A 21,099-nucleotide genomic window follows, 5' to 3' on the forward strand; every position below is an offset into this window, starting at 1 on the left:
GTGCGACAAAACAGATAATAACGACATAGCGAGGAAAGAGTATGAAGAAGACCGCGAGAACCGACAGTCAGGCCGACGCCGTTGCCGCCGTTTTACTGGTAATGCTGGTCGTTGCCTTCGCCGTAGTCTGGGTATCCGGGCAGTAATCGCTACTGGCCGGCAAGCACCAGCTTGACGACCACCACGAGGGTAACAACGAAGCCGACCGTAAACAGGATGCCGGCGATGATGTACGGCCAGGGACTGTGGCTTGAGAAATCCTCCTCACGGCGCTTGTCGGACTGAACGCCGAGTGCGCCGGCAAGGATGCTCTGCATCACCTTGAGAACCCCCGGTCCTGCCTTCGCTTTCTTTGCCGATTTGGCAGGCTCGGCAGGCTTGTCGGGTGATTGCTCGTTTTCGTGTTTATCCGTCATGCTTGGCTTCCGCTGGTGTGTGAAGGCGGGGACACCGGCGGTGATTATTCCGCCGGGTCGTACGCAAGGCTGGGCGCCAGCCATCGCTCTGCTTCGGCCTTGGATATTCCCTTTCGTGTTGCGTAGTCTTCAACCTGATCCACGCCAATCTTACCCACCGCAAAATACTTTGATTCGGGATGGGAGAAATACCATCCGGAAACCGCCGCAGTCGGGAACATGGCAAAGTGCTCGGTCAGTTCCAGTCCAGCGTTTGCCGGTGCGTCGAGCAGGTCGAACAGGGTGGCCTTCTCCGTGTGGTCCGGGCAGGCGGGATAGCCGGGCGCTGGCCGGATGCCCCGGTACCGTTCACGGATCAGGTCGTCATTTCTGAGTGCCTCGTCTTCGGCATAACCCCAGAATTCCTTCCGTACCCGTTCGTGCAGGTGCTCGGCAAAGGCTTCCGCAAGACGGTCCGCCAGGGCCTTGACCATGATGGCGTTGTAATCGTCGTTGCGATCCTTGAATTCCAGTGAAAACTCTTCCGCGCCGATGCCAGTGGTTACAGCAAAGCCGCCCACGTAATCCACGGGGCCGTCACCTTCCGGCGCTACAAAATCCGACAACGTCATCATTGGCTTGCCCGGTGCCTTGTCATCCTGCTGGCGCAGATGGTGCAGGGTGGTGAGTTCCTTTTCCCGGGTTTCGTCGGTGTAGAGCACAATATCGTCGCCGCGACGGTTGGCAGGCCAGAAGCCGATCGCCGCCTTGGCGGAAACGCGTTTCTCGTCGATCATCTGCTGAAGGATTTTTTGACCGTCCTCAAACAGCGTTCTGGCGGCTTCACCGCGCTTTGGATCATCGAAAATGGCGGGGTACTTGCCGGACATATCCCAGGAGATAAAGAAGGGCGTCCAGTCGATGTAGTCCACCAGTTGCTTCAGATCATAGGTTTCAAAGGACCGTACACCGGTGAAGGCTGGCTTCGGCGGCTGGTAGTCGTCGAACTGGATTTCCGGGGCACGGGCGCGGGCCTCCTTCAATGAGACCAGTTTGGTACGTTCCCCGCGGTTTTTACGGCGTTCCCGAATTTCGTCGTACTCCGTGCGTGCACCGTCCACCAATGCGGGTTTGGCGGTCTTGCTCAGTAGCTGGGAGGCCACGTTCACGCAGCGCGAGGCATCGGATACATACAGAGCGATGTCGTTTTTGTACTGGGGTTCGATCTTTACCGCAGTGTGAGCCTTGGAGGTGGTGGCACCACCGATCATCAGCGGGATGTTGAAGTCCAGCCGCTGCATTTCCTTGGCAACGTGGACCATTTCATCCAGCGACGGCGTGATCAGGCCACTGAGGCCGATAATGTCGACGTTTTCCTTCTTTGCCACGTCAAGGATCTTGTCGCAGGGCACCATCACGCCGAGGTCGATGACCTCATAGTTGTTGCACTGCAACACCACACCCACGATGTTCTTGCCGATATCGTGTACGTCCCCTTTGACCGTCGCCATCAGGATTTTGCCCTTGGCTTGCTGATTGCCGGATTTCTCGGCCTCGATATAGGGAATCAGATGGGCCACTGCCTGCTTCATAACGCGGGCGCTTTTGACCACCTGGGGCAGGAACATCTTGCCGTCGCCAAACAGGTCGCCAACCACGTTCATGCCGTCCATCAGCGGGCCTTCAATAACCTCGATCGGGCGGGCGGCGCGCTGCCGGCAGGCTTCGGTGTCTTCAATGATGTAGTTGGTTATACCCTTGACCAGGGCATGCTCCACCCGTTTCTCAACCGGCCACTCGCGCCAGGCCAAGTCTTCTTCCTGGGTCTTGCCGCCCTTGCTGCGATAGCGCTCGGCAATTTCCAGCAAGCGGTCGGTGCCGTCGTCACGGCGATTGAGCACCACGTCCTCAACCAACTCTTTCAGTTCCGGATCGATCTCGTCGTAGATCACGAGCTGGCCGGGGTTGACGATGCCCATGTTCATGCCGGCCTTGATGGCGTGGTACAGGAACACCGAGTGGATGGCTTCACGCACGGCATCGTTACCGCGGAACGAGAACGACACGTTGCTGACACCGCCGGAGATGGACGCATGGGGCAGGTTGTCGCGAATCCAGCGGCTGGCGTTGATGAAATCCACCGCGTAATTGTTGTGCTCCTCGATACCAGTGGCGATGGCGAAGATATTGGGGTCGAAAATGATATCGCCGGCGGTGAAGCCGATACCGACGAGGAGATCGTAGGAGCGCTTGCAGATCTCCGTTTTACGTTCAAAGGTATCCGCCTGGCCGTCCTCATCGAAGGCCATGACCACGACGGCGGCGCCGTAGCGCATGCAGTCACGGGCACGCTTGAGGAACTCCTCCTCGCCTTCCTTCAGGCTGATGGAGTTCACCACTGCCTTGCCCTGTATGCAGCGCAGGCCGGCTTCGATGACCTCCCATTTGGAGGAATCAATCATGATCGGAACGCGGGAGATGTCGGGTTCCGAGGCGACCAGATTGAGGAACGTCACCATGACGTCCTTCGAATCCAGCATGCCCTCATCCATGTTGATGTCGATGATCTGGGCACCGTTTTCTACCTGGTCGCGGGCGACGCTGAGGGTCTCTTCGTACTGCTCCTCTTTGATCAGCCGCAGGAATCGCTTGGAGCCCGTCACGTTTGTGCGCTCACCCACGTTGATGAACAGGGTGTTCTCGTCACCCGTAAACGGTTCAAGGCCGGACAGCCTCAGCGCGGGTTTCTGCTCTGGTATCTTTCGTGGCGGGTATTTGGAAACCGCTTCCGCGATGGCTTCGATATGGTCCGGGCGTGAGCCACAGCAACCACCGATGATGTTCAGAAACCCGTCACGGGCAAAGCCTTCAATAATCTCCGCCATTTCTTCCGGCGTCTGGTCATACTCGCCGAATTCGTTCGGCAGCCCGGCATTGGGGTGGGCGCTGACGTAGGTCGTCGATTTATTGGCGAGCTCTTCCACGTAGGGGCGCAGGGCGTCGGCACCGAGGGCGCAGTTCAGACCGACTGAAACAGGCCTGGCGTGAGATACGGAATTCCAGAATGCCTCGGTGGTCTGGCCAGACAGGGTGCGGCCTGAAGCGTCGGTAATAGTGCCGGAAATCATGATTGGCAACTCAATACCACTGTCGATGAAGTACTGCTGGGTGGCGTAGATCGCAGCCTTGGCGTTCAGTGTATCGAAAATGGTTTCGATCAGGATAAGGTCAGAGCCGCCTTGAACAAGGCCTTCCACCGCTTCGTAATAATTGTCGACCAGGGTCTGGAAATCGACGTTGCGATATCCAGGGTTGTTAACATCCGGTGAAATGGATGCAGTGCGGGATGTCGGGCCAACCGCACCGGCCACGAAACGCGGCTTCTCCGGGTTGCGGGCGGTGAATTCGTCCGCGATTTGGCGCGCCAGTTTTGCCGCTTCAATATTCAATTCCTTCGCAATCGATTCGAGACCATAGTCGGCCTGCGACAGCTGGGTGGAGTTGAAGGTGTTGGTTTCAATAATGTCAGCGCCGGCGTCAAGATAGTCCGCGTGTATATTGCGGAGCAGGGCGGGCTGGGTCAGGTTCAAAAGGTCATTATTGCCCTGAACCTCACGGTCATAATCGGCAAACCGGTCGCCACGGAACGCTGCCTCGTCCAGTTTCAGGTTCTGGATCATGGTGCCCATGCCGCCATCAAGGACGATGATGCGTTCTTTCAGGGCGTTGCCAAGCTGTTCCAGGCGGTCCAGGCGAGCGTTGTGGTCGGTCATATCAATTACTTCCGGAAGTCGTTTTTGTCTCAATGGCGCGCGATCATAGCAAAAATGGCGGTTGTCGTCCCACGGCCTCATGATGTTGATCAATGGACCGATTAAAGTCTGACTATTTTACTTGGTCTTTCATGTTGCAGCGATCTCACTTAAAATAAAGGAACACTTTCAAACGGGTTGCAACTATGGCATTGGTTACGGTGACAGATCCCGCTCGGGATTACCTTGCACAACTTATCGAAAAACAGGATGTGGAGGGCATGGGTGTCCGTATTTTTGTAACCCAGCCCGGCACCAAGAACGCCGAGACCTGCCTTGCCTACTGCCCGCCGAACGAAATTGTACCGACGGACGAGCAGGTTGATCTGGGCAAGTTCACGCTGTTTCTTGATCACAATTCGGTGCCGTTCCTGGAAGAAGCCTTTGTGGACTACTCCAAGGACCAGATGGGCGGGCAGCTGACCATTAAAGCGCCTAACGCCAAGGTGCCCAACGTTGATGAGAACGCGCCCTTGCCAGATCGTATCCAGTATATCCTGGCGTCGGAAATCAATCCCAACCTCGCGGCTCATGGTGGCGAAGTGTCCCTGGTGGAAGTAGCCGAGGAATCCATTGCCGTTCTGCGATTTGGCGGGGGTTGCCAGGGTTGCAGTGCGGTGAGTCTCACACTGAAGCAGGGTGTTGAATCGACGTTGAAAGAGCGTGTTCCTGAGATAACGGCCGTTCGCGACGTTACCGATCATACCTACACAGAAAATGCTTACTATCAGTAAGATAAGGCATGTTCTAAAAGTATGACATGAAGCCGGCCGATGCCGGCTTTTTTGTTTTTGGTGCGGGTGTTTGTCAGTCGCGGTTTGTCAGTATCAGGTTTGTGAGTGCCATGAGTGCCGCGCTATCGTCGTTGCTGTGGCGGAACGGCCAATGTTGGATAATTCGATTTACCTCATTATCCGTCACATAATCTGAATCGAACGATGGGTAAGATACCCGTCATACAAAATTACGGCGCGTCCTCATCACCGTGCCCGCCAATCACACACTGGGGTTTGTCTTGGTTGATGTAGCACTTTTCTCTGTGCCACTCATGGCAGCTATTGTCGGCTGGTTTACCAATTGGCTGGCGATCCAGATGTCATTCAACCCCATCCAGTTTGTGGGTATTGGCGTTATTGGCTGGCAGGGAGTGATTCCCCGCAAGGCCGAGAAAATGGCCCACATCTGTATTGACCGCACCCTGCAGCAGTTTGGTGATCTGAACGCCGTCTACCAGCAGCTGGAACCACAACGAATTGTTGAACAGGTGATTTCCCAGGTGAATCCCCGCATGGACGAATACATTGACGAAGTGATGTATGACATCCAACCGGTGCTCTGGGACAACCTCCCGCTGTTCATGAAGAATCGCATCTATCGGTGGGGGCGGGAACAGCTCCCGTCGAGGATAGAGTCCCTGGTGGAGGATTTCGGGGATGACCTCAATGATCTCGTTGACCTGAAGGCTTTGCTGAGCCGGGAGCTGAAAACCCATCCGGACCTGATGAACCGGATTTTCATGGAAGCGGGCTCAGTCGAGCTACGGTCGGTTATCAATCGAGGGGCGATCATTGGCGGCCTGCTGGGTGCCTTGTTGGCCCCCGCCTGGGTGCGCTACCCCGAACCATGGCTGTTGCCGGTTGGCGGCTTTGCAGTGGGGTTCCTGACCAACTGGATTGCCATCAACCTGATTTTTCGCCCGCTCAAACCCCGGCGCTTCCTGTTTTGGCGTTTGCAGGGTCTGTTCCTGCAGCGTCAGCCGGAGATCAGCGACGTATGGGCAAGGTTGGTGGCGGAGGAACTGATCACCGTTGAGAAAGTGGCTGACGCCATGATCAACGGTAACCGTGGGGATCGCACGCGGGCGATCATCCAGAAGCATCTGAGGCCACTGCTGGACAACTCGATGGTCATGAAGCTCGGCGCCCAGGTTACTGTTGGTATGACCGGGTACACGGAACTTAAAAAAGCCATGAACCATAAGGCGGTGCTGGCCACCCGTGATGTCTTCGGGGACCCGGCATTCAACCGAGAGAGGGCACCGGTGGTGGCCGGGGTGCTGGCCGGGCAGATGAAGTCGCTGGCGCCGGCTGAGTTTCAGGATATCCTGCGGCCGGCATTTCGAGAGGAAGAGATTCAGCTCATGCTGGTTGGGGGAATATTGGGTTCCCTGGCGGGTGCGCTTCAGTTTTTGATCATGAGCAACGTATTGAACTAGGCGCCTGGGACACGGTTCCCTGCGTAATGAGCTGACCAGGAGGGCAGTATGGAATTTGGATGGGCAGTCGCGATACAGGCCCTGGTAACAGGATGCGTCGTACTTTCAGTGCTGGCAGGCTTCTGGTTCGGCATTGTGCGACCACATCTTGATCGCAAGGTGGCGGAGCTTATCGACGCGTCGCGGGAGATAGAGCCCAGAGTCAGGCAGGGTGTACGGGAAGGCGTGGAAGAAACTCTTCGGGAGCTGCCGGAGAGTACGGTGAAAGAATCTACCCGCCAGTTCCTCCGGTTCGGTTCGGGGCTGTTCGAAAACGGCCTCAGTAGCTTTCTGGGAGAGGTATCTGACCCCGGTCGAAAGCCCCGAAACGATTCATAGACAATTCGTCGGCCTTGGCAGACCTGCTATGCGGCAGGCTGTTTTGGCCGGTGTACCGGGAAAGAGCTGCATCAGGTAAATGCTGTTGCCTTTCTCTTCGTTAAACGCCTCCCTGACCGCTTTTACAAACAGCCTGTTTGAAGGTGGTGATATTTCATGTTGTTTGTAAAATTCCCTCAGGAATTCGATGATTTCCCAGTGATTATCGGTTAACTCAATATTGTCGTCCGCCGCAATGTCACGGGCCACGTCAGGTGACCACGTCCAGGCGTCTTCCAGGAACCCTTCGTTGTTTCTCGTTGGAATCGTCATTACCAGCTGATCACTCTGGTTGCCTCGGTGGTCAGGGCCACCATTGTGTCAAAATCAATCGATTGTACGTCAAGTCCATCGACGGCGATGGCCCTGGCCTGCAGGTCAGGGGTCAACGCATAAACGGTACCCTTCAGCGTTGCTTCACGGTCCGCCAGGGCAAGCACACCTGATTCCGTCAGCAACAGGCCATCCTGGTCTGTGATGCTCGACAGGCACGCTACAAACGCCGGGTGATCCGGCCGTTTGTTGACGATGTGCAGGGTATGGATGGTTGCCATCAATGCGCTCTCCGGGTGTTTGGGTTGCCTGCTCAGCTCAGGTTGACCACGTGGGCATAGTGTTCGAGCAGTTCGGCACACAGATCTGTCGTGGTAATGCCCGGCATCATATTCTCTTCGTTGAGGCCGTACCGCTTACAGGCCTTGTGATCAGCCATCAGGGCGGAAACGCCAAAAATGGGCGCGGCTGACAGGTTCTTCTCCACCGATTTCTGCTGCACGGCGTCTGCTTGCTGGGCCTTGCGAAGCCAGTTAACGCCCTCTCCGGTGAACAGCAACGTCACCGGCTGGTCGAACGCGGCCAGGGAAAAGGCCATGTCCAGCGACTCACGGCCCGTCCAGTCGCAATACGGCGCGCGGCTAATGATCACCAACGTCTCCATGCCTGGCTCAACCCCCACTGTGAAAATAGATAACGCGATCAGAATGCGCCACGCTGTCAACCCACTCGCCCAAACCGGCAATGGTGAATGGTGCGGCAAGATTGCTGGCGGGCAGTTCGTAGCGCTGCTGTTCGCTCTGGTCCACAATGCCCCGCCGAAGCGCCGACGCAATACAGGCAAAGCCGGCTATGTTGTGGCTTTCCAGGAAATCATGCCACGCCCGCGACCAGTGCACCTCGTCCGAGGGTGGGCTGGTCAGTGCCGACGCCAGATGAACGCCATCACCGTAGAGGAATACCCGGTCAATTCGATGGCCGCTTGCCAGTACTGCCCTGGCGAAGGCGAGCGCTGTTTGTGGCGCCTGGGAGGAGTAGGGCGCTCCGGTAATGACCAGGGTAAAGGAGCAGGGTGTGTGCGGACTCATATGTGCCTGTTTGCCTGTTGGAGTTCAGAGTACAGTTTACCTCATGAATGAAAAAACCCCGACCGAGGTCGGGGTTCTCTGGCAGTTGCCTGTCATCTGGATGATGCCAAGGCGATCAGTCGTCGCCGCTGAACGCCATCATCAGGTGAAGCAGGCTGACGAACAGGTTGTAGATGGCCACATACAGGCCAACAGTAGCGATGATGTAGTTGCGCTCTCCGCCGTTGATGATCCGGCTGGTTTCAAACAGGATCATGATGGAAGCGAAGATGGTGAAACCAGCAGACACCGCCAGGTGCAGGATGGAGCTCTGCATGAAGAACGCCAGCAGCATCGCGCCGATCAGCACGAAGGCGCCCGCTGTCAGGAAGCTGGACAGGAAGCTGAAGTCCTTCTTGGTGATAATGGCCGTTGCCGACAGACCCACAAACGCGGTCGCTGTCAGAGCCAGGGCATTCGCGACGATCTGGGAAGCGCCCGCTGCCACCATCTGGCCGATGATCGGGCCGAGGGTGAAGCCCATGAAGCCGGTAAGGGCGAACGTGGTTACGATACCCCAGGGGCTGTTCTTCAGCTTGTAGGTCGCGAACAGAAGGCCGATGTAGCCTACGATCGTGATCAGGAAGCCGGGATGCGTGCCGTTCATGTTCAGGAACGCAGTCAGTGCGGAGAATGCCAGAGTCATTCCCAGCAGCATGTAGGTATTGCGCAGCACGTTCATGGCATCTGCGCTGATACCCGTCGCCCGACCTTTTTCTGTGGTCGAATAGGCTCCCTGGTTTTGCTGGACGCCAAATCGTCTGTCTTCCATTGTCTTCTCCGTCTGTGTGTCACAACCGTTTGAATCTAACACTCATCATAATGCCAGATACACAACTTTCAATCATTTACGACAGAAAACGGCCTCGCGGATTCCATTAAATAGAGTTAATGTTGAATCGGAAGGAAGACGATGTGGCCAGGGCGTTGACAGGAAACGGAATTCCGGTATCATGCTCCCCGCTGTCGCAATGACGGCTGTGGAGAAAACGGTGGGCTGGCAGAGCGGCTGAATGCAGCGGTCTTGAAAACCGCCGAAGGTTAGTAGCCTTCCCGGGGTTCGAATCCCTGGCCCACCGCCACTTTCTCTTCCTTCCCTGATATTTCCCGTATCCTTTCAAACTGTTTCGTTAGTGCTTCTAATTCGTGGCCAATGCTTTGCGAATCGCCCGAATGCCACTCAGCGCTGCCTCATTGTCACCGTGTACGCACAGGCTGTCGGCCGGCAGTGTCAGCCAGTTACCGGATGAACTGTAGACTCCACCGTTTTTAGCGAACGATACCGCCTGATTGACAATCTTGTCTGCAGACTGATGTACCGCCCCTGGAAGGCGACGGGATACCAACTGGCCCTCATCGTCGTAGGCGCGGTCGGCAAAGGCTTCCAGCAGGATGGGGAGACCAACATAGTCCGCCAGTTTGCGGTGTTGTTCGTGTTTGACCGTCACCGGGAGCATCAGCGGCAGATCCTGCTGATAGCTTCTAACCGCGGTCATAACGGCTTCCAGGGTGCTCATGTCCCGCATCATGTCGTTGTTCAGGGCACCGTGGGGTTTTACGTAAGACAGTGTCAGGCCCTCGGCCCGACATAGTCCCTGTAGCGCGCCAAGCTGGTAGAGGATCAGAGCGTGAATTTCCTCGGGGCTGTGGCTGATGGAGCGGCGGCCAAAACCGGCGAGGTCGTGATAGGAGGGATGGGCACCGATCTCTACTCCGTGCTTCGCTGCCAGAGCCACGGTTTTCTGCATGACCGAAGGGTCCCCGGCGTGAAAGCCGCAGGCAACGTTGGCCATATCGATAAGGGGCATCACCTGATCGTCCTGGCCCATACGCCAGGCACCGTAGCTTTCCCCCAAGTCACAATTCAGTTTCATCTCACAGCTCCCGGCCCGGGTACTGGGCCTGTCTCTGTTCCTCCGCGAGCCTGACCCTCTCTGCCAGTTCTTCGGGTTCATTGCGCGGCACCTGCCAGCCCTGCAGGTTTTCCTCAATCAGCTGCGTCAGGGCATCGATATGTCCCGGTGTGGCGTTGAGGGCGGAGATATAGCTGAAACCCTCGCCGCCGGCTTCCATGAAGTATTCACGGTTTTCCTCGTCAATCTCTTCGATGGTTTCGAGGCAATCCGCCGAAAAACCGGGGCAGAACACATCTATAGATGTTACGCCTTTTTGGGGCAGTGCTTTAAGGGTTTCGTCAGTATAGGGCTGCAGCCACTCTTCCCGGCCAAAACGTGACTGGAAGGTGGTCAGGTATTCATCCTTTCCAAGGCCAAGCCGTTCTGCCAGCAGGCGGGACGTCTTGTGGCACTCACAGTGGTACGGGTCGCCGCGCTCAAGGTACTTCAGGGGAACTCCGTGATAGGAGAGGATCAGTTTCTGGTTGCGCCCATGCTTGTCCCAGTGCGCCTGGATATGGCTGGCCATAGCCTCAATGTAAGGTGGGTAGTCCGGGTAGTGGGACACAAACCTCAGATCGGGCAGCCAGCGCCGACGGGTAAAATTATGGGCAATGGCATCGAACGTCGAGGCGGAGGTCGAGGCGGAATACTGCGGGTACAGGGGCAGTACCAGCAACCGGCGAACCCCCTGGGCCTGCATTTCATCAAGCACCTTCGGGATTCCCGGGTTGCCATATCGCATGGCAAATCCCACCAGGAGGTTATTGCCGTGTTTCGCCTGCAGTTGTTTGCGAATCGCTTCGGCTTGCCTGGCGGTGTGAATCAACAACGGCGATCCTTCCGGTTGCCACACGCCAGCATAGGCTTTGGCTGACCGGCTGGGACGCAGTCGCAGGATAATGCCATGGAGTATCAGCCACCAGATCGGGCGCGGCACTTCAACCACCCTGGGATCCCAGAGGAATTCCCCCAGATAACGGCGCAGGGCAGAGGTGGTTGGGGCATCCGGTGTTCCCAGATTGGTGATCAGTACTCCGGTTTTTTCGGGATGGTCATGGCGAAAATCGGCGGTACCCTTGTACGGCATGGTTCTGGATCCTGGAGAATGATGGGTGTCCGTTCAGAAAGTGGCTCAGGAGCGTTTCCCTGCCTGCTGGGCCATCCGCGGCGCCAGCCCGCCAACATCGTAACCAGCTTTACGGGCCTTGTTGACAATGTCGTGGGCCGGCTCGGTGCGTGCCGAACTCAGTGCCCAGAGCACGGTGCAGCGGGTTCCGGAGCGGCAGAAAGCAAGTACGGGCTTGTCTGCCTGACGGATCATTGCATCAAAGCGGTCAACGTCGTTGTCAAAGATATTCCCGGACTCGACCGGCAGATACACCCACTCCATCCCGTTTGCGCGAGCTGCGGCCTCTATGTCGGCCATGTCCGGCTGGCCGGGCTCTTCGGCATCGGGGCGATTGGCAACGAGTGTTTTGAAGCCGAGTTTTGCAGCTTCGCTAACGTCCTCCACAGTGAGCTGGGGCGAGACTGAAATCGTGTCGTCGATACGTCTGATGTCCATAAGCGATCCTTTTGCCGGTCACATAAATGCCTCAGCATAATGCCACAGGACATAGCCGCTGTCAGAGCCCGGGCCATGGGAAGTTTTAATCCAGGAGATAAAAAAAGCCCGGCACTGGTGGCCGGGCAGAGGCGTGCGAGTAGTATCCATGAAAGACTTCCAGACAAACCGGCATCAGCAGGGACACCGGTACAGTGAAGTATTGACCATATTTTGAACACTTCAAGCCAGTGAGCGATTCGTTTGATCACATTTTTTCATATTGAAAGTGTGCTTATACTAAAGCCGCTCGCTGTGGGCCTTTCAGGCGATTTGGTTTCAGCCCTGACGCAGAGATATTGGCCTGTTGACTGAAATTCAGTGCCCGCTGTAATACAATAATGAGCCATTGAGAGTCCAACGCCTCCGAGGTTTTGCATGTCTGACGAAAACGAAAACACGCCGGAAAACGACGAGCAGCTGGCGGGTAAAATAAAAGGGTCTGCGCGGCAGATCTGGCTGGCCGGGCTCGGTGCCTACACCAAGGCCGAGGAGGACGCTGGTCGCTTCTTTGAGCGTCTGGTTCAGGAAGGCGAGCAGTTGGAGAGTAAGACCCGCGGCGTGGTTGAAAAGCACGTACGCACAGTGGAAGACCGTGTGGACGATGTGCGGGAAAAGGCCACTGGCACCTGGGACCGCCTCGAGAACATGTTTGATGAGCGCGTGTCCGGCGCGTTGCGTCGATTGGGTATTCACCGTAGGGACGAAATCGAAGCCATGGAACGCCGGATTCAGGCCCTGGAAGCGGAACTCCAACGCCTCAGGGAGCAGACCGAGGACCGCTCCGAAGAGGAATGATGCTCGCTTCCGGCCGTTGATGTCAGAGGTAATCCCGGCTCATCAGGTAAATTTGTTCTTTTTCATCCGGGCCCAGGTAGGGCAATAGCAAGTGCATCATCTGGTAAACACCGCGGCCCGGGTCCATGGAGTCGCGGTCATCCAGATGCGACAGGCTGTCGAAGCTGCTCCAATAGCAGGCGGTGAGCGTCAACTGGTCGCAGAGTGCATCCAGCTCCCCATCGGTAATCTCCATGACGCCCTGGCGGCGAAAGCTCTCGCAGATGACCCTGAAACCATGGGTTTTCTTTTTCAGAATGCGCCGGAAGCGGGTTTGAAGCTGCTCGTATCGGGACAGGACGTTCACCAGATCCTGATACAGGAATCGGTAGCGGGCGACGGTTTCGAACAACAGATGCAGGAAAAAACTCTGCTGGTCCAGGCTGATGGTCGCGTCTTCCGGAACCGCCAGCAGGTCGTGCATTTCGTGTTCATAGCTGGCAAACAGTTCCCCGACAATATCGCCCTTGCTCTTGAAGTGGTAATAGAGGTTGCCGGGGCTGATCTCCAGTTCGTCCGAAATCAACAGGGTGGTTACGTTGGGCTCGCCGATGCTGTTGAACAGCATCAGGCTGGCCTCAAGTATACGGTCGCGGGTTTTCATTTTTTTCATGTCGCGGCCCGGCGAGGTGGGTTCAAAGCGAGAAACGAGCCCACACCGGACAATGGTCCGAAGGCCGCTCCATGGCGCGAATATCGTAGCTGACGCCTGCTTCTTCCGCCTTGGGTAGAAGCGGGTCACTGGCCATGATCAGGTCGATCCTCAGGCCGCGGCGTGGGTCTCTGTCAAAGCCCTTGCTGCGGTAATCAAACCAGCTGAAGGTGTCAGATTCCTCGGGGTGCAGGTGTCGAAACACGTCCGTGAAACCACGACTTTCGACCTGTCCCAGCCATTCACGCTCTTCCGGAAGAAAGCTGCATTTGCCGGTTCTCAGCCAGCGCTTGGCGTTGTCGGCACCGATGCCGATGTCCTGGTCAGTAGGCGAGATATTCATATCGCCCATTACCACAATCTCACCGTTGGCGGCTTTCAGGTCGTCCAGGTAGCGCATCAGGTCCGCGTAGAATTTTTCCTTGGCGGGAAACTTTATCGGGTGGTCTCGGCTCTCGCCCTGGGGAAAATAACCGTTGATCACCGTAAGTTTGCGGCCATTGACCGTGAAGTGGCCGGTAATCAGCCTGCGTTGGGAGTCCTCTCCGTCCCACGGGTAGCCTTTCTGGACGCTGTCCGGCGCCTGGCGGGAAAGAAGCGCAACGCCGTAATGAGTCTTCTGGCCATGGAAGTGAACGTGGTAGCCGAGTTCGCGAATGGCGTCCTCCGGGAACTCCTCGTCGGTCACCTTGGTTTCCTGCAGGCCGATAAAATCCGGGTTCAGGCTATCAATCACGGCCTCAAGCTGGTGCAGCCGCGTGCGGATACTGTTGACGTTGAATGAGACAAACATCATCGGCGGAAACCTTCTGTTTTTGCAGTTTTGGCGATTGTCAGGGTGTGTCAGGAAACCGCAAGTCTACCACAACAGGTCGGTGTGTCCGCCTTGGCTGCAAGGACGGATTCAGCGGGTCAGTTCACAATCCGGAGCGGTGTCCACGGCATAGCGGATATGGGCGGTGTAGTTTGAGTCCTTATCCTTGCGGATATTGGTCAACCCAAGGTAGTCCGTCAGCGCGCCGTTGTCGTTATAGCCCAAGAGGATCGGGTCAACCAGAAAGCTCAGGATTGTGCTCGAGGGCTCTATCAGCACCGTATGTGTGGCGTTGATGCGGTCGTCCTTCGCAGGCTCCAGTACAAAGCCATAGGCTTTGCCCCGTGTGGGCGCCAGAAAATCGAATTCGATGCGGTCACCGGAAGTGACCTCGGGCCAGTGGTTGCGGACCAGATTGTCGAAGCCCGCATCTGCCACCAGTTTCCGGGTGACCTCCACCGTCGAGTTTTCCGTGTCGCCTTCCGGAGTCTGCCACTCGATTTCCAGCGTCGCGTCATCCCGGTTGCGGATCTCCATGACTTCATTGAAGCCCGGCTGTCGGAAGGTCATCGCTGGACGTAACGGCGATTGTTCGTAAGACAGTGTCTTTTCAGCAAATGGCTCACCGTTACTGCGAACGTAAGTCACGTTGTGGGAGGTGGGTCGGAAAAGGCCATCGGTGCACTTGCCTGTGACCACGTGCTGCTCTTCATAGAGCAGGTTGTCGCCGTTCAACGGCGTCGCCTGGCCGGTAAACCGCATCTCGGTGGCCCCGGCCGACAGGGGCAGGGCGCAGGCGAGCAAAAGGGCGCTGGACCTCATCGTATCAGCTCCGGATAGAGGGCCTTGCGGAGATAGAGAAGGCTCGGGAATACAACTAGCCAGCCCAATGCCAGCGCAGACAAAGAAAGTATGAGATTCGGAAGTTGCACGGCGCCCAGCGCGCTGGCGGACCAGTAGGCAAAAGGCCCGGCGATGGGGGCACACACAAAGGGCAGCCAGGGTTTGCTTCCAATCCATGACAGGGAATGGCTCAGGGTGGTCATGAATATGGCCCAGATGCCGACCAGCCAGACCGGTGTGATCTGTACGCTGCCAGTGCCATCATCAAGGATGCCGGTCTGGAACCAGATGCCGTCCAGTACACCGCCCAGAACCGTGCCTGCGCCGATAAACTGCAGTTCGGTGGAGCGGTGCTGGCTGACAAACAGCATATGGAAAACCAATAGCAAGACCACGAAACCGGCAGCCGGCAGGCCCGGATAGAGCACGCATGCGAACCAGCCGGCCTGGAACAGGGCGAAGTTCAGGATATTGCGCAGGGTATCATTGTGGATCATACGCTCAGGATGTTCTCACGCTTGTTACCTGGCTTGGCGAACAGGATCTGGGAAACTCCAATGGCACGTTCACTGAAACCGGCTTCGCAATAGGCGAAGTAGAAATGCCACAGGCGGCGGAAGGCCTTGTCGTAGCCAAGGCTGTCGAGCGTGTCCCGGTTCGCCATGAAGCGGTCGCACCAGTCCCGCAGCGTGCGGGCGTAATGGAAGCCGATATCTTCTGCGTGGGTCATTACCAGGTCCGAACCGGTGCGGACGGAGTCCAGCATCGCGCCAAAAGAGGGAATGAAACTGCCTGGAAAAATAAATCGTTGAATGAAATCGACGTTCTTCAGGGCGCGTTTGTAGCGCTGTTCGGGCATATTGATGGCCTGAACCAGGGCCAGGCCGTCCGGTTTCAGCAAGCGGCTGATTTGAGAAAAGTAGCTGTCCAGAAATTGCGGGCCGACCGCCTCGATCATTTCGATGGACACCAGCTTGTCGAACTGGCCTTTCAGGTCGCGGTAGTCGTCAAACAGCAGGGTGATCTGCGCTTCCAGGCCCTCGTCGCTGACCTTTTTTCTCGCCAGTTCCAGCTGCTCGGCGGAAATCGTCGTGGTCGTCACATGACAGCCATAATGTTTGGCCGCATGCACGGCGAATCCACCCCAGCCGGTGCCGATTTCGATCACCCGGTCGCCCGGTTGCAGGTCCAGTTTTCGGCAGATGGTATCCAGTTTGTGAACCGCCGCTTGCTCCAGCGTCGCCTCTGGGCCTGGGTAGATGGCGGAGGAATACATCATCGTGGGGTCAAGGAAGGTCTCGAACAGGTCGTTACCCAGGTCGTAGTGGGCGCTGATGTTCTTGCGGGAACCTTCCTTCGTATTGCGATTCAGCCAGTGCAGGCCCTTCAAGGCCGGTTTGGTGACCCAACTGAATCGGTCCTCGAAGGCGTTCATTCGATCAACGTTTCGGGTAAAGAACCGCAACAGGGCCACCAGGTCCGGCGTTGACCAGTCACCTGCGACATAGGCTTCAGCGGCACCCACGCTGCCGCCCGTTAGCAGATCCTTCCAGGTGCTGTGGTCGTGGATGACCAGCTCCGCCGGCGCGAATCGGCTGTCATTGTCTCCAAAGGTCAGGGTTTCCGCCCCGGCTTCACGAATCGTCAGTGTTCCCGCTTCAAGAAGCGAAAGCTGCTGGCACACAAGGACTTTCGCCCACCGGCTGGTGAGCGGCGCCTGGCCAGTGCCAGTGGATTCAAGCGAGGTGTTTAGGTTCTCCATGAGCTTACCTTTCCGGTTGTCTTGTTCTGGGCTGTGGGTTCGGTGACATCCTGGCCTGAGTCTTCTGCGCCGCGCCGGTGCGCCGGGTCGTTTTCAGGCAGCTTGTTTGGATGGGTAAAGAACGGCACCCCTTTGAGCTTGAGCTTCAGGGCGTGCCAGTAAATACCGCCCACCACCTTCAGCGCTTCCAGTGGAAATTGCCTAAGGCTCCTGTGTAGTTCTTTACGATCCAGGGGGGTGCGTCGGACCACCAATGTGGCATCAAAATGCTTGCGTTCGTCCTGTTTTACACCCATGTGGATTCGAAGTTCAGGGCCGCGGAAACTGAACGTCCACTGGTAATGCTGATCCATGGGATTGAAGGGCGATACGTGAAAGCGTTTGCTGAAATCGAAGCGCTCAGTGCGCCAGCCGGCACTGGTTGGTTCCGCGCCTGTGGTTTCGAGGCAGTACACATGGCGATCTTTCCAGGGTGTATTGGTGATCTGAGCCATGATGACCCGGGGCACGGCTCCATGATCCGGGCGGTCGCCGGCGTGGTAGCAGAAGTAGAAACTGACCGGATTGAACACATACCCGAAATAACGGGGATGAGTAATGAGTTGCACCGCGCCGTCCGGGCGCCATCCCGTCGCCTGTTGTACCTGATCGCTCACGGCCTGCAGGAGGTTGTCGGTCTCGGGCCGGAAATAGTCACGGCGGTACAGGGACAACCAGTTGAAGCGTTCCAGGGAGAACAGGCGGCTGATATGGGTTATGGATGGCCACTCGCGCAGGTCCAGGGCCAGCATGCCGGTGCTGTAGCTGAATTCGTGGCGGACCGGTGCCTTGCGACGATGCCGAATCGTGCCCTCCAGCCATTGGCTGTGAAGCTGATTGGCGACCATGTTTTGCGGTAGGGCAGCGTTCATGGCTACAGCTCCACTCCCAAAGCCTGAGTAACGCGGAGCGCACTGCTCACACCGTCCTCATGAAAGCCATTGAACCAGTAGGCGCCACAGAAGTGGCTGCGGTTGTGGCCGCCGATTTCGTCATAGCGTTTCTGGGCGGCCACGGCCTCCAGGGTGAACACAGGGTGTGCGTAGTCGAAGCGTTTTATGATGCGCTCCGGATCAATGTCCTGGCTGCGGTTGAGGGTGACACAGAAGGTTTCCGGTGCCTCATCGAAATTCTGCAGTACGTTCATGTTATAGGTCACAGACACAGGCTCGGTGCTGTGTTGCGGTATGAAATAGTTCCACGCCGCCCACGCCCTGCGATTCGATGGCAGTACCGAACTGTCGGTGTGCAACACCACATCATTGCGTTGATAGGTAATGGCACCAAGAATATCCAGTTCTTCGGCGGAAGGATCGGCAATCATGCCGAGGGCCTGGTCGCTGTGGCAGGCAAACACCACCTGGTCAAAGTGGTGGTGCTCGTTATTGACGGTGACCACCACATGGTCCGGCTCACGGACGACGGAACTGACCGGGCTGTTCAAATGTATGCGTTCGCCCAGGCGTTCCATCATCGCATCGACATAGCGCGCGGAGCCGCCGGAAATCACCCGCCAGGTCGGACGATCGTCTACCGACAACATGCCGTGATTATTGAAAAACTGGAGAAAGAATCGGATCGGGAACTGCTCCAGGACAATCTCCGGCGCCGACCAGATCGCAGCCCCCATGGGGACGATGTAGTATTGGCGGAAGTAGCGCGAGTAGCCGTTGCGGTTCAGGTATTCGCCCAGGGTTTCGGTGTCTGCGATGTTGCCAGCGGCCAGGTCTGCCCGGGATTCGTTATTGAAGCGCAGGATCTCCTGGATCATACGAAGGAATGGTAGATTCAGCAGGTTTCTGCGTTGGGCGAACAGGGTGTTCAGGCTGGTGCCGTTGTACTGTAGCCCGGAGGAATGACAGTCAACACTGAAACTCATGTCGCTGACCTCCGACGCAACGCCCAAGCGGTCCATCAGCTTCATGAAATTGGGGTACGTCCAGTCATTGAAGACGATAAAACCGGTGTTGACCGGCCACTCCCGACCACCGGCGGTGACCATCTCTGTGTTGGTGTGACCTCCGGCATAGTCGCCGGCTTCAAACAGCTCCACATCGTACTTTTCGGATAAGAGCCAGGCTGTGGTAAGGCCGGAGACCCCAGCGCCAATGACTGCAATACGTTGACGTTCGTTACTCATCCACTGGTTTCCTGTTCATTCCTGCTTTTGCGGCTCATGCTGGCGGCCATGCGATCAATCAACCCCTGGGGCAGGGCGCCCAGGGCCTTCAGTGTCCAGGTGAATCGCTTCGGAAAAGCGATTTCGTTCCGGCCTTGACGCAGTCCTTTGACGATACGCCCTGCAGCGTCTTCCGCTGAGACCAGGAACGGCATCGGAAAATCGTTTCTGTCGGTCAGCGGCGTTTTCACAAACCCCGGCGAAACCACCACCACGTCGATGCCTTCGGGCGCCAGATCCGCTCGTAGCGCGTGGGCAAAGTAGGTGAGCGCGGCCTTGGAGGCTCCGTACCCCTCGGCGCGGCCGAAGGGAAACCACCACGCCGATGAGCTGACAATCACCAGCGTCGCCGGTTGGCCCTTCGCGACAGTGCGCCGCAGAGCCGGCAAGGCAATATCCAGACAGCGTGCGGTGCCCCCCACGTTGTTGTTGATGTTGTTTTCAATCACAGCGCTGTCGTAGTCGGCGATTTCCAGGTATTCACAGGTGCCGGCGTTGAGGATGGCCATGTTGAGGTCGCCGTGGGTTTCCAGGGTGGAGGAAATACCCTGTAGGTCGTCCCGGCTCGTGGTGTCCGCCCGCGCTGCTACAACTCGCTCTGGCGCCAATGCGCTCAAGCCGTCCAATGCCTCCTGCCGTCGGCCGGTGATCACCAAACGGTGCCCCTGGTCTACCAGCGCGTGGGTAACGGCTTCGCCGATCCCTGAACTGGCCCCGGTAATCCAGATGTTGGATGCTGTTCCAAGCCGTTCACTCATCCCGCCTGATTCCTTATCCAACGGATCACGCCACCCAGTAACGGAAGGTTTTCGTAGAGTAACTGGCCGATGTCGAAATAATCCCGATGGGAGAGAACGCGCCCCTCACGAATAACCAACTGACTAATGCCTTCCACCGCAACCGGGTTGCCCTTCCGAATACGCTTGTGTCGGAGGTGCATCACCCAGGGAATGCACACATCCTCGCCGTTGACCACGGGCTCGCCGAAGTCGAAACCGCAGGAAATCACGTTGGCGTAGGCCCCGGAAAAGTATTCTGTCAGTTCACCAATTCCCCGCACGCTCGTGAACGGATCGGTAAATGTCACGTTTTCGCTGTACACGCTGGACAGCTCCGCCATGTTGCCGGCGCAGAGGTTGTTGAAGAGTTGCGTGAAGCGCCCAAGAGTTTCCTGGACGGATGAATTCTGGTTGCCCATTTCGATGACAGAGGCGGTACTCATGAGTGTTTCCTCCTCATGGAATCCAGTTGGCGGGTTTCTTCCTGAATGTGTTCTGGAATAGGGTTCATGTCCCATATGATGCCAAGACGCGCGAGTAGCCACAGTCCGTACCAGGTCATATCCACCTCGTACCACCGGAATCCCTGGCGCACGGATTGCGGCCAGCGATGGTGGTTGTTGTGCCAGCCTTCGCCCATGGTGATGAGCGCGAGCCAGACGTTATTCCTGCTGTCGTCGGAAGTCTCGAAACGGCGTTTTCCCCAGACGTGAGACAGGGAATTGATGGACACCGTGGCATGGAACAGCAACACCGTTGATATGAAGAAGCCCCAGGTCAGCAGCTGCAAACCATTGGTGCCCAGGCCGGGCGCCCACGCCGCCAGAGCTTCACCCAAGGCATAAATACCGACCGCGGCTGCCGCCGGTACCAATGAGTCAAAGCGGTTGAGAAAGCGGAGTTCGGGAAATTTCATCCAGTCCTTCACCCGGCGCTCATCCATGGCAAAGCCCGCGTCACAGGTAAACCAGCCAACGTGGGACCACCAGAACCCGCCTTGGTGTGGTGAGTGCAAGTCCTTCTCGTCGTCCGAGTGTTGATGGTGGTGCCGATGATGGGCGGCCCACCACAGCGGCCCACGTTGGGCTGCGCTGGCGCCCAGGACGCCGAAGAAAAACTGTGCAACACGGCTGGTCTTGAAGGTTTTGTGGGCAAAGTAGCGATGGTAGAAGCCGGTGATGGCAAACATGCGCACGGCGAAAAAGCCAATTGCAAAGATGACCGCAAAGGTACTGGTGCCCGTGACGATGACCAGCAGACAGGCCAGATGAAGTGCTATAAAGGGAACCACCCTGAGAAAATTGAAAGCCCGCGAGCTTGTGTCGAGGTGATCCGAACCCGCAGCGGAGTCGAACCATCTCAGAATGTTTGTCAGCCAGTGTTGCACTCGGGTCATACCCTGATTGCCCTTTCGTTCGTGGTTTAACCTGTAAAGCCTGGGCGTTGAAGAATCT

The 21,099-nt window shown here is 57.1% G+C and carries 24 protein-coding genes and 1 tRNA gene; 5 read left to right on the top strand and 20 right to left on the bottom strand.

The features are described 5' to 3' along the window. Positions 1 to 149: 149 nt before the first annotated feature. Together SIC19_RS19195 and metH are read right to left on the bottom strand one after the other, a co-directional pair. Positions 150 to 416: a DUF2970 domain-containing protein gene (locus tag SIC19_RS19195; protein WP_036207475.1), complete on the bottom strand. Its 267-nt coding sequence runs from the start codon at positions 414 to 416 to the stop codon at positions 150 to 152. 44 nt (positions 417 to 460) lie between these two features. Then, the gene (metH, locus tag SIC19_RS19200) at positions 461 to 4,168 is read right to left on the bottom strand and encodes a methionine synthase (protein WP_127401360.1); all 3,708 of its coding nucleotides are present in this window, start codon (positions 4,166 to 4,168) and stop codon (positions 461 to 463) included. A 185-nt stretch (positions 4,169 to 4,353) separates the two neighbouring features. On the opposite strand from metH, the gene nfuA reads away from it, so the two are divergent. From nfuA to SIC19_RS19215, 3 genes are all read left to right on the top strand, one after another. Next, the gene (nfuA, locus tag SIC19_RS19205; protein ID WP_007152088.1) at positions 4,354 to 4,941 is read left to right on the top strand and encodes a Fe-S biogenesis protein NfuA; all 588 of its coding nucleotides are present in this window, start codon (positions 4,354 to 4,356) and stop codon (positions 4,939 to 4,941) included. 314 nt (positions 4,942 to 5,255) lie between these two features. Next, entirely contained in the window at positions 5,256 to 6,422 is a 1,167-nt protein-coding gene (locus tag SIC19_RS19210; protein WP_041336538.1) for a hypothetical protein, read from the top strand. 48 nt (positions 6,423 to 6,470) lie between these two features. Further along, positions 6,471 to 6,800, top strand: a complete 330-nt coding sequence (locus SIC19_RS19215) for a hypothetical protein (protein WP_075195785.1) — start codon at positions 6,471 to 6,473, stop codon at positions 6,798 to 6,800. On the opposite strand, the gene SIC19_RS19220 is transcribed toward SIC19_RS19215, so the two are convergent. From SIC19_RS19220 to SIC19_RS19240, 5 genes are all read right to left on the bottom strand, one after another. Then, a complete protein-coding gene (locus tag SIC19_RS19220) occupies positions 6,795 to 7,112 on the bottom strand; it encodes a TusE/DsrC/DsvC family sulfur relay protein (RefSeq protein WP_036207462.1) in 318 nt (105 codons plus the stop codon). The genes SIC19_RS19215 and SIC19_RS19220 overlap by 6 nt on opposite strands. Continuing rightward, a complete protein-coding gene (gene tusB, locus SIC19_RS19225; RefSeq protein ID WP_075195784.1) occupies positions 7,112 to 7,393 on the bottom strand; it encodes a sulfurtransferase complex subunit TusB in 282 nt (93 codons plus the stop codon). Before tusB ends, SIC19_RS19220 begins: the two co-directional genes overlap by 1 nt. A gap of 32 nt (positions 7,394 to 7,425) precedes the next feature. Further along, entirely contained in the window at positions 7,426 to 7,776 is a 351-nt protein-coding gene (locus SIC19_RS19230; RefSeq protein WP_036207456.1) for a DsrE family protein, read from the bottom strand. Positions 7,777 to 7,783: 7 nt separating this feature from the next. Then, positions 7,784 to 8,200, bottom strand: coding sequence for a sulfurtransferase complex subunit TusD (gene tusD, locus SIC19_RS19235; protein WP_075195783.1), 417 nt, complete (start codon positions 8,198 to 8,200; stop codon positions 7,784 to 7,786). Between the two features lie 115 nt (positions 8,201 to 8,315). Beyond that, positions 8,316 to 9,011 (bottom strand): Bax inhibitor-1/YccA family protein, encoded by a 696-nt coding sequence (locus SIC19_RS19240; protein ID WP_007152095.1) that lies wholly within the window; start codon positions 9,009 to 9,011, stop codon positions 8,316 to 8,318. Positions 9,012 to 9,230: 219 nt separating this feature from the next. Here SIC19_RS19240 and SIC19_RS19245 point away from each other — a divergent pair. Then, positions 9,231 to 9,321, top strand: a tRNA-Ser gene (locus SIC19_RS19245). Positions 9,322 to 9,378: 57 nt separating this feature from the next. Here SIC19_RS19245 and SIC19_RS19250 read toward each other — a convergent pair. From SIC19_RS19250 to SIC19_RS19260, 3 genes are read right to left on the bottom strand one after another with little or no spacing between them, the layout of a single operon-like run. Further along, positions 9,379 to 10,113, bottom strand: a complete 735-nt coding sequence (locus tag SIC19_RS19250) for a 5-oxoprolinase subunit PxpA (RefSeq protein ID WP_036207449.1) — start codon at positions 10,111 to 10,113, stop codon at positions 9,379 to 9,381. Position 10,114: 1 nt separating this feature from the next. Beyond that, positions 10,115 to 11,224 carry a ferrochelatase gene (hemH, locus tag SIC19_RS19255; RefSeq protein ID WP_036207446.1) on the bottom strand — a complete coding sequence of 370 codons (1,110 nt, stop codon included), beginning with the start codon at positions 11,222 to 11,224 and terminating at the stop codon, positions 10,115 to 10,117. 45 nt (positions 11,225 to 11,269) lie between these two features. Next, complete coding sequence (locus SIC19_RS19260; RefSeq protein ID WP_126812571.1) at positions 11,270 to 11,701, bottom strand: TIGR01244 family sulfur transferase; 432 nt, start codon at positions 11,699 to 11,701, stop codon at positions 11,270 to 11,272. 417 nt (positions 11,702 to 12,118) lie between these two features. On the opposite strand from SIC19_RS19260, the gene SIC19_RS19265 reads away from it, so the two are divergent. After that, positions 12,119 to 12,538, top strand: coding sequence for a phasin family protein (locus tag SIC19_RS19265; RefSeq protein WP_036207441.1), 420 nt, complete (start codon positions 12,119 to 12,121; stop codon positions 12,536 to 12,538). A 22-nt stretch (positions 12,539 to 12,560) separates the two neighbouring features. Here SIC19_RS19265 and SIC19_RS19270 read toward each other — a convergent pair whose 3' ends face one another. The 10 genes from SIC19_RS19270 to SIC19_RS19315 all read right to left on the bottom strand — a co-directional run bounded on the left by SIC19_RS19270 (position 12,561) and on the right by SIC19_RS19315 (position 21,041). Then, positions 12,561 to 13,190: a TetR/AcrR family transcriptional regulator gene (locus tag SIC19_RS19270; RefSeq protein WP_036207437.1), complete on the bottom strand. Its 630-nt coding sequence runs from the start codon at positions 13,188 to 13,190 to the stop codon at positions 12,561 to 12,563. A gap of 22 nt (positions 13,191 to 13,212) precedes the next feature. Then, the gene (xthA, locus tag SIC19_RS19275) at positions 13,213 to 14,025 is read right to left on the bottom strand and encodes an exodeoxyribonuclease III (protein WP_126812573.1); all 813 of its coding nucleotides are present in this window, start codon (positions 14,023 to 14,025) and stop codon (positions 13,213 to 13,215) included. Between the two features lie 108 nt (positions 14,026 to 14,133). Then, positions 14,134 to 14,865, bottom strand: a complete 732-nt coding sequence (locus SIC19_RS19280; RefSeq protein WP_127401358.1) for a hypothetical protein — start codon at positions 14,863 to 14,865, stop codon at positions 14,134 to 14,136. After that, complete coding sequence (locus tag SIC19_RS19285; RefSeq protein WP_127401356.1) at positions 14,862 to 15,383, bottom strand: DUF2878 domain-containing protein; 522 nt, start codon at positions 15,381 to 15,383, stop codon at positions 14,862 to 14,864. Before SIC19_RS19285 ends, SIC19_RS19280 begins: the two co-directional genes overlap by 4 nt. Continuing rightward, positions 15,380 to 16,648 carry an SAM-dependent methyltransferase gene (locus SIC19_RS19290; protein WP_286749015.1) on the bottom strand — a complete coding sequence of 423 codons (1,269 nt, stop codon included), beginning with the start codon at positions 16,646 to 16,648 and terminating at the stop codon, positions 15,380 to 15,382. Before SIC19_RS19290 ends, SIC19_RS19285 begins: the two co-directional genes overlap by 4 nt. Continuing rightward, positions 16,636 to 17,559 (bottom strand): DUF1365 domain-containing protein, encoded by a 924-nt coding sequence (locus SIC19_RS19295; protein ID WP_185906440.1) that lies wholly within the window; start codon positions 17,557 to 17,559, stop codon positions 16,636 to 16,638. Before SIC19_RS19295 ends, SIC19_RS19290 begins: the two co-directional genes overlap by 13 nt. 2 nt (positions 17,560 to 17,561) lie before the next feature. Continuing rightward, positions 17,562 to 18,827, bottom strand: a complete 1,266-nt coding sequence (locus tag SIC19_RS19300) for an NAD(P)/FAD-dependent oxidoreductase (RefSeq protein ID WP_127401352.1) — start codon at positions 18,825 to 18,827, stop codon at positions 17,562 to 17,564. Continuing rightward, entirely contained in the window at positions 18,824 to 19,624 is an 801-nt protein-coding gene (locus tag SIC19_RS19305) for an SDR family NAD(P)-dependent oxidoreductase (RefSeq protein WP_127401350.1), read from the bottom strand. Before SIC19_RS19305 ends, SIC19_RS19300 begins: the two co-directional genes overlap by 4 nt. Then, positions 19,621 to 20,088 carry a nuclear transport factor 2 family protein gene (locus SIC19_RS19310; RefSeq protein ID WP_127401348.1) on the bottom strand — a complete coding sequence of 156 codons (468 nt, stop codon included), beginning with the start codon at positions 20,086 to 20,088 and terminating at the stop codon, positions 19,621 to 19,623. The genes SIC19_RS19305 and SIC19_RS19310 overlap by 4 nt, the downstream gene beginning before the upstream one ends. After that, positions 20,085 to 21,041: an acyl-CoA desaturase gene (locus SIC19_RS19315; RefSeq protein ID WP_075195778.1), complete on the bottom strand. Its 957-nt coding sequence runs from the start codon at positions 21,039 to 21,041 to the stop codon at positions 20,085 to 20,087. The genes SIC19_RS19310 and SIC19_RS19315 overlap by 4 nt, the downstream gene beginning before the upstream one ends. Between the last annotated feature and the right edge of the window lie 58 nt (positions 21,042 to 21,099).

This window comes from Marinobacter sp. MIT930201, assembly GCF_047122665.1.
Taxonomy (GTDB): Bacteria; Pseudomonadota; Gammaproteobacteria; order Pseudomonadales; family Oleiphilaceae; genus Marinobacter; species Marinobacter salarius.

What these genes read in the sequence shown, in the direction of transcription:
- SIC19_RS19195 (WP_036207475.1), bottom strand. Translation starts at nt 416, where the DNA reads ATGACGGATAAACACGAAAACGAGCAATCACCCGACAAGCCTGCCGAG.
- metH (WP_127401360.1), bottom strand. Translation starts at nt 4,168, where the DNA reads ATGACCGACCACAACGCTCGCCTGGACCGCCTGGAACAGCTTGGCAAC.
- nfuA (WP_007152088.1), top strand. Translation starts at nt 4,354, where the DNA reads ATGGCATTGGTTACGGTGACAGATCCCGCTCGGGATTACCTTGCACAA.
- SIC19_RS19210 (WP_041336538.1), top strand. Translation starts at nt 5,256, where the DNA reads ATGGCAGCTATTGTCGGCTGGTTTACCAATTGGCTGGCGATCCAGATG.
- SIC19_RS19215 (WP_075195785.1), top strand. Translation starts at nt 6,471, where the DNA reads ATGGAATTTGGATGGGCAGTCGCGATACAGGCCCTGGTAACAGGATGC.
- SIC19_RS19220 (WP_036207462.1), bottom strand. Translation starts at nt 7,112, where the DNA reads ATGACGATTCCAACGAGAAACAACGAAGGGTTCCTGGAAGACGCCTGG.
- tusB (WP_075195784.1), bottom strand. Translation starts at nt 7,393, where the DNA reads ATGGCAACCATCCATACCCTGCACATCGTCAACAAACGGCCGGATCAC.
- SIC19_RS19230 (WP_036207456.1), bottom strand. Translation starts at nt 7,776, where the DNA reads ATGGAGACGTTGGTGATCATTAGCCGCGCGCCGTATTGCGACTGGACG.
- tusD (WP_075195783.1), bottom strand. Translation starts at nt 8,200, where the DNA reads ATGAGTCCGCACACACCCTGCTCCTTTACCCTGGTCATTACCGGAGCG.
- SIC19_RS19240 (WP_007152095.1), bottom strand. Translation starts at nt 9,011, where the DNA reads ATGGAAGACAGACGATTTGGCGTCCAGCAAAACCAGGGAGCCTATTCG.
- SIC19_RS19250 (WP_036207449.1), bottom strand. Translation starts at nt 10,113, where the DNA reads ATGAAACTGAATTGTGACTTGGGGGAAAGCTACGGTGCCTGGCGTATG.
- hemH (WP_036207446.1), bottom strand. Translation starts at nt 11,224, where the DNA reads ATGCCGTACAAGGGTACCGCCGATTTTCGCCATGACCATCCCGAAAAA.
- SIC19_RS19260 (WP_126812571.1), bottom strand. Translation starts at nt 11,701, where the DNA reads ATGGACATCAGACGTATCGACGACACGATTTCAGTCTCGCCCCAGCTC.
- SIC19_RS19265 (WP_036207441.1), top strand. Translation starts at nt 12,119, where the DNA reads ATGTCTGACGAAAACGAAAACACGCCGGAAAACGACGAGCAGCTGGCG.
- SIC19_RS19270 (WP_036207437.1), bottom strand. Translation starts at nt 13,190, where the DNA reads ATGAAAAAAATGAAAACCCGCGACCGTATACTTGAGGCCAGCCTGATG.
- xthA (WP_126812573.1), bottom strand. Translation starts at nt 14,025, where the DNA reads ATGATGTTTGTCTCATTCAACGTCAACAGTATCCGCACGCGGCTGCAC.
- SIC19_RS19280 (WP_127401358.1), bottom strand. Translation starts at nt 14,865, where the DNA reads ATGAGGTCCAGCGCCCTTTTGCTCGCCTGCGCCCTGCCCCTGTCGGCC.
- SIC19_RS19285 (WP_127401356.1), bottom strand. Translation starts at nt 15,383, where the DNA reads ATGATCCACAATGATACCCTGCGCAATATCCTGAACTTCGCCCTGTTC.
- SIC19_RS19290 (WP_286749015.1), bottom strand. Translation starts at nt 16,648, where the DNA reads ATGGAGAACCTAAACACCTCGCTTGAATCCACTGGCACTGGCCAGGCG.
- SIC19_RS19295 (WP_185906440.1), bottom strand. Translation starts at nt 17,559, where the DNA reads ATGAACGCTGCCCTACCGCAAAACATGGTCGCCAATCAGCTTCACAGC.
- SIC19_RS19300 (WP_127401352.1), bottom strand. Translation starts at nt 18,827, where the DNA reads ATGAGTAACGAACGTCAACGTATTGCAGTCATTGGCGCTGGGGTCTCC.
- SIC19_RS19305 (WP_127401350.1), bottom strand. Translation starts at nt 19,624, where the DNA reads ATGAGTGAACGGCTTGGAACAGCATCCAACATCTGGATTACCGGGGCC.
- SIC19_RS19310 (WP_127401348.1), bottom strand. Translation starts at nt 20,088, where the DNA reads ATGAGTACCGCCTCTGTCATCGAAATGGGCAACCAGAATTCATCCGTC.
- SIC19_RS19315 (WP_075195778.1), bottom strand. Translation starts at nt 21,041, where the DNA reads ATGACCCGAGTGCAACACTGGCTGACAAACATTCTGAGATGGTTCGAC.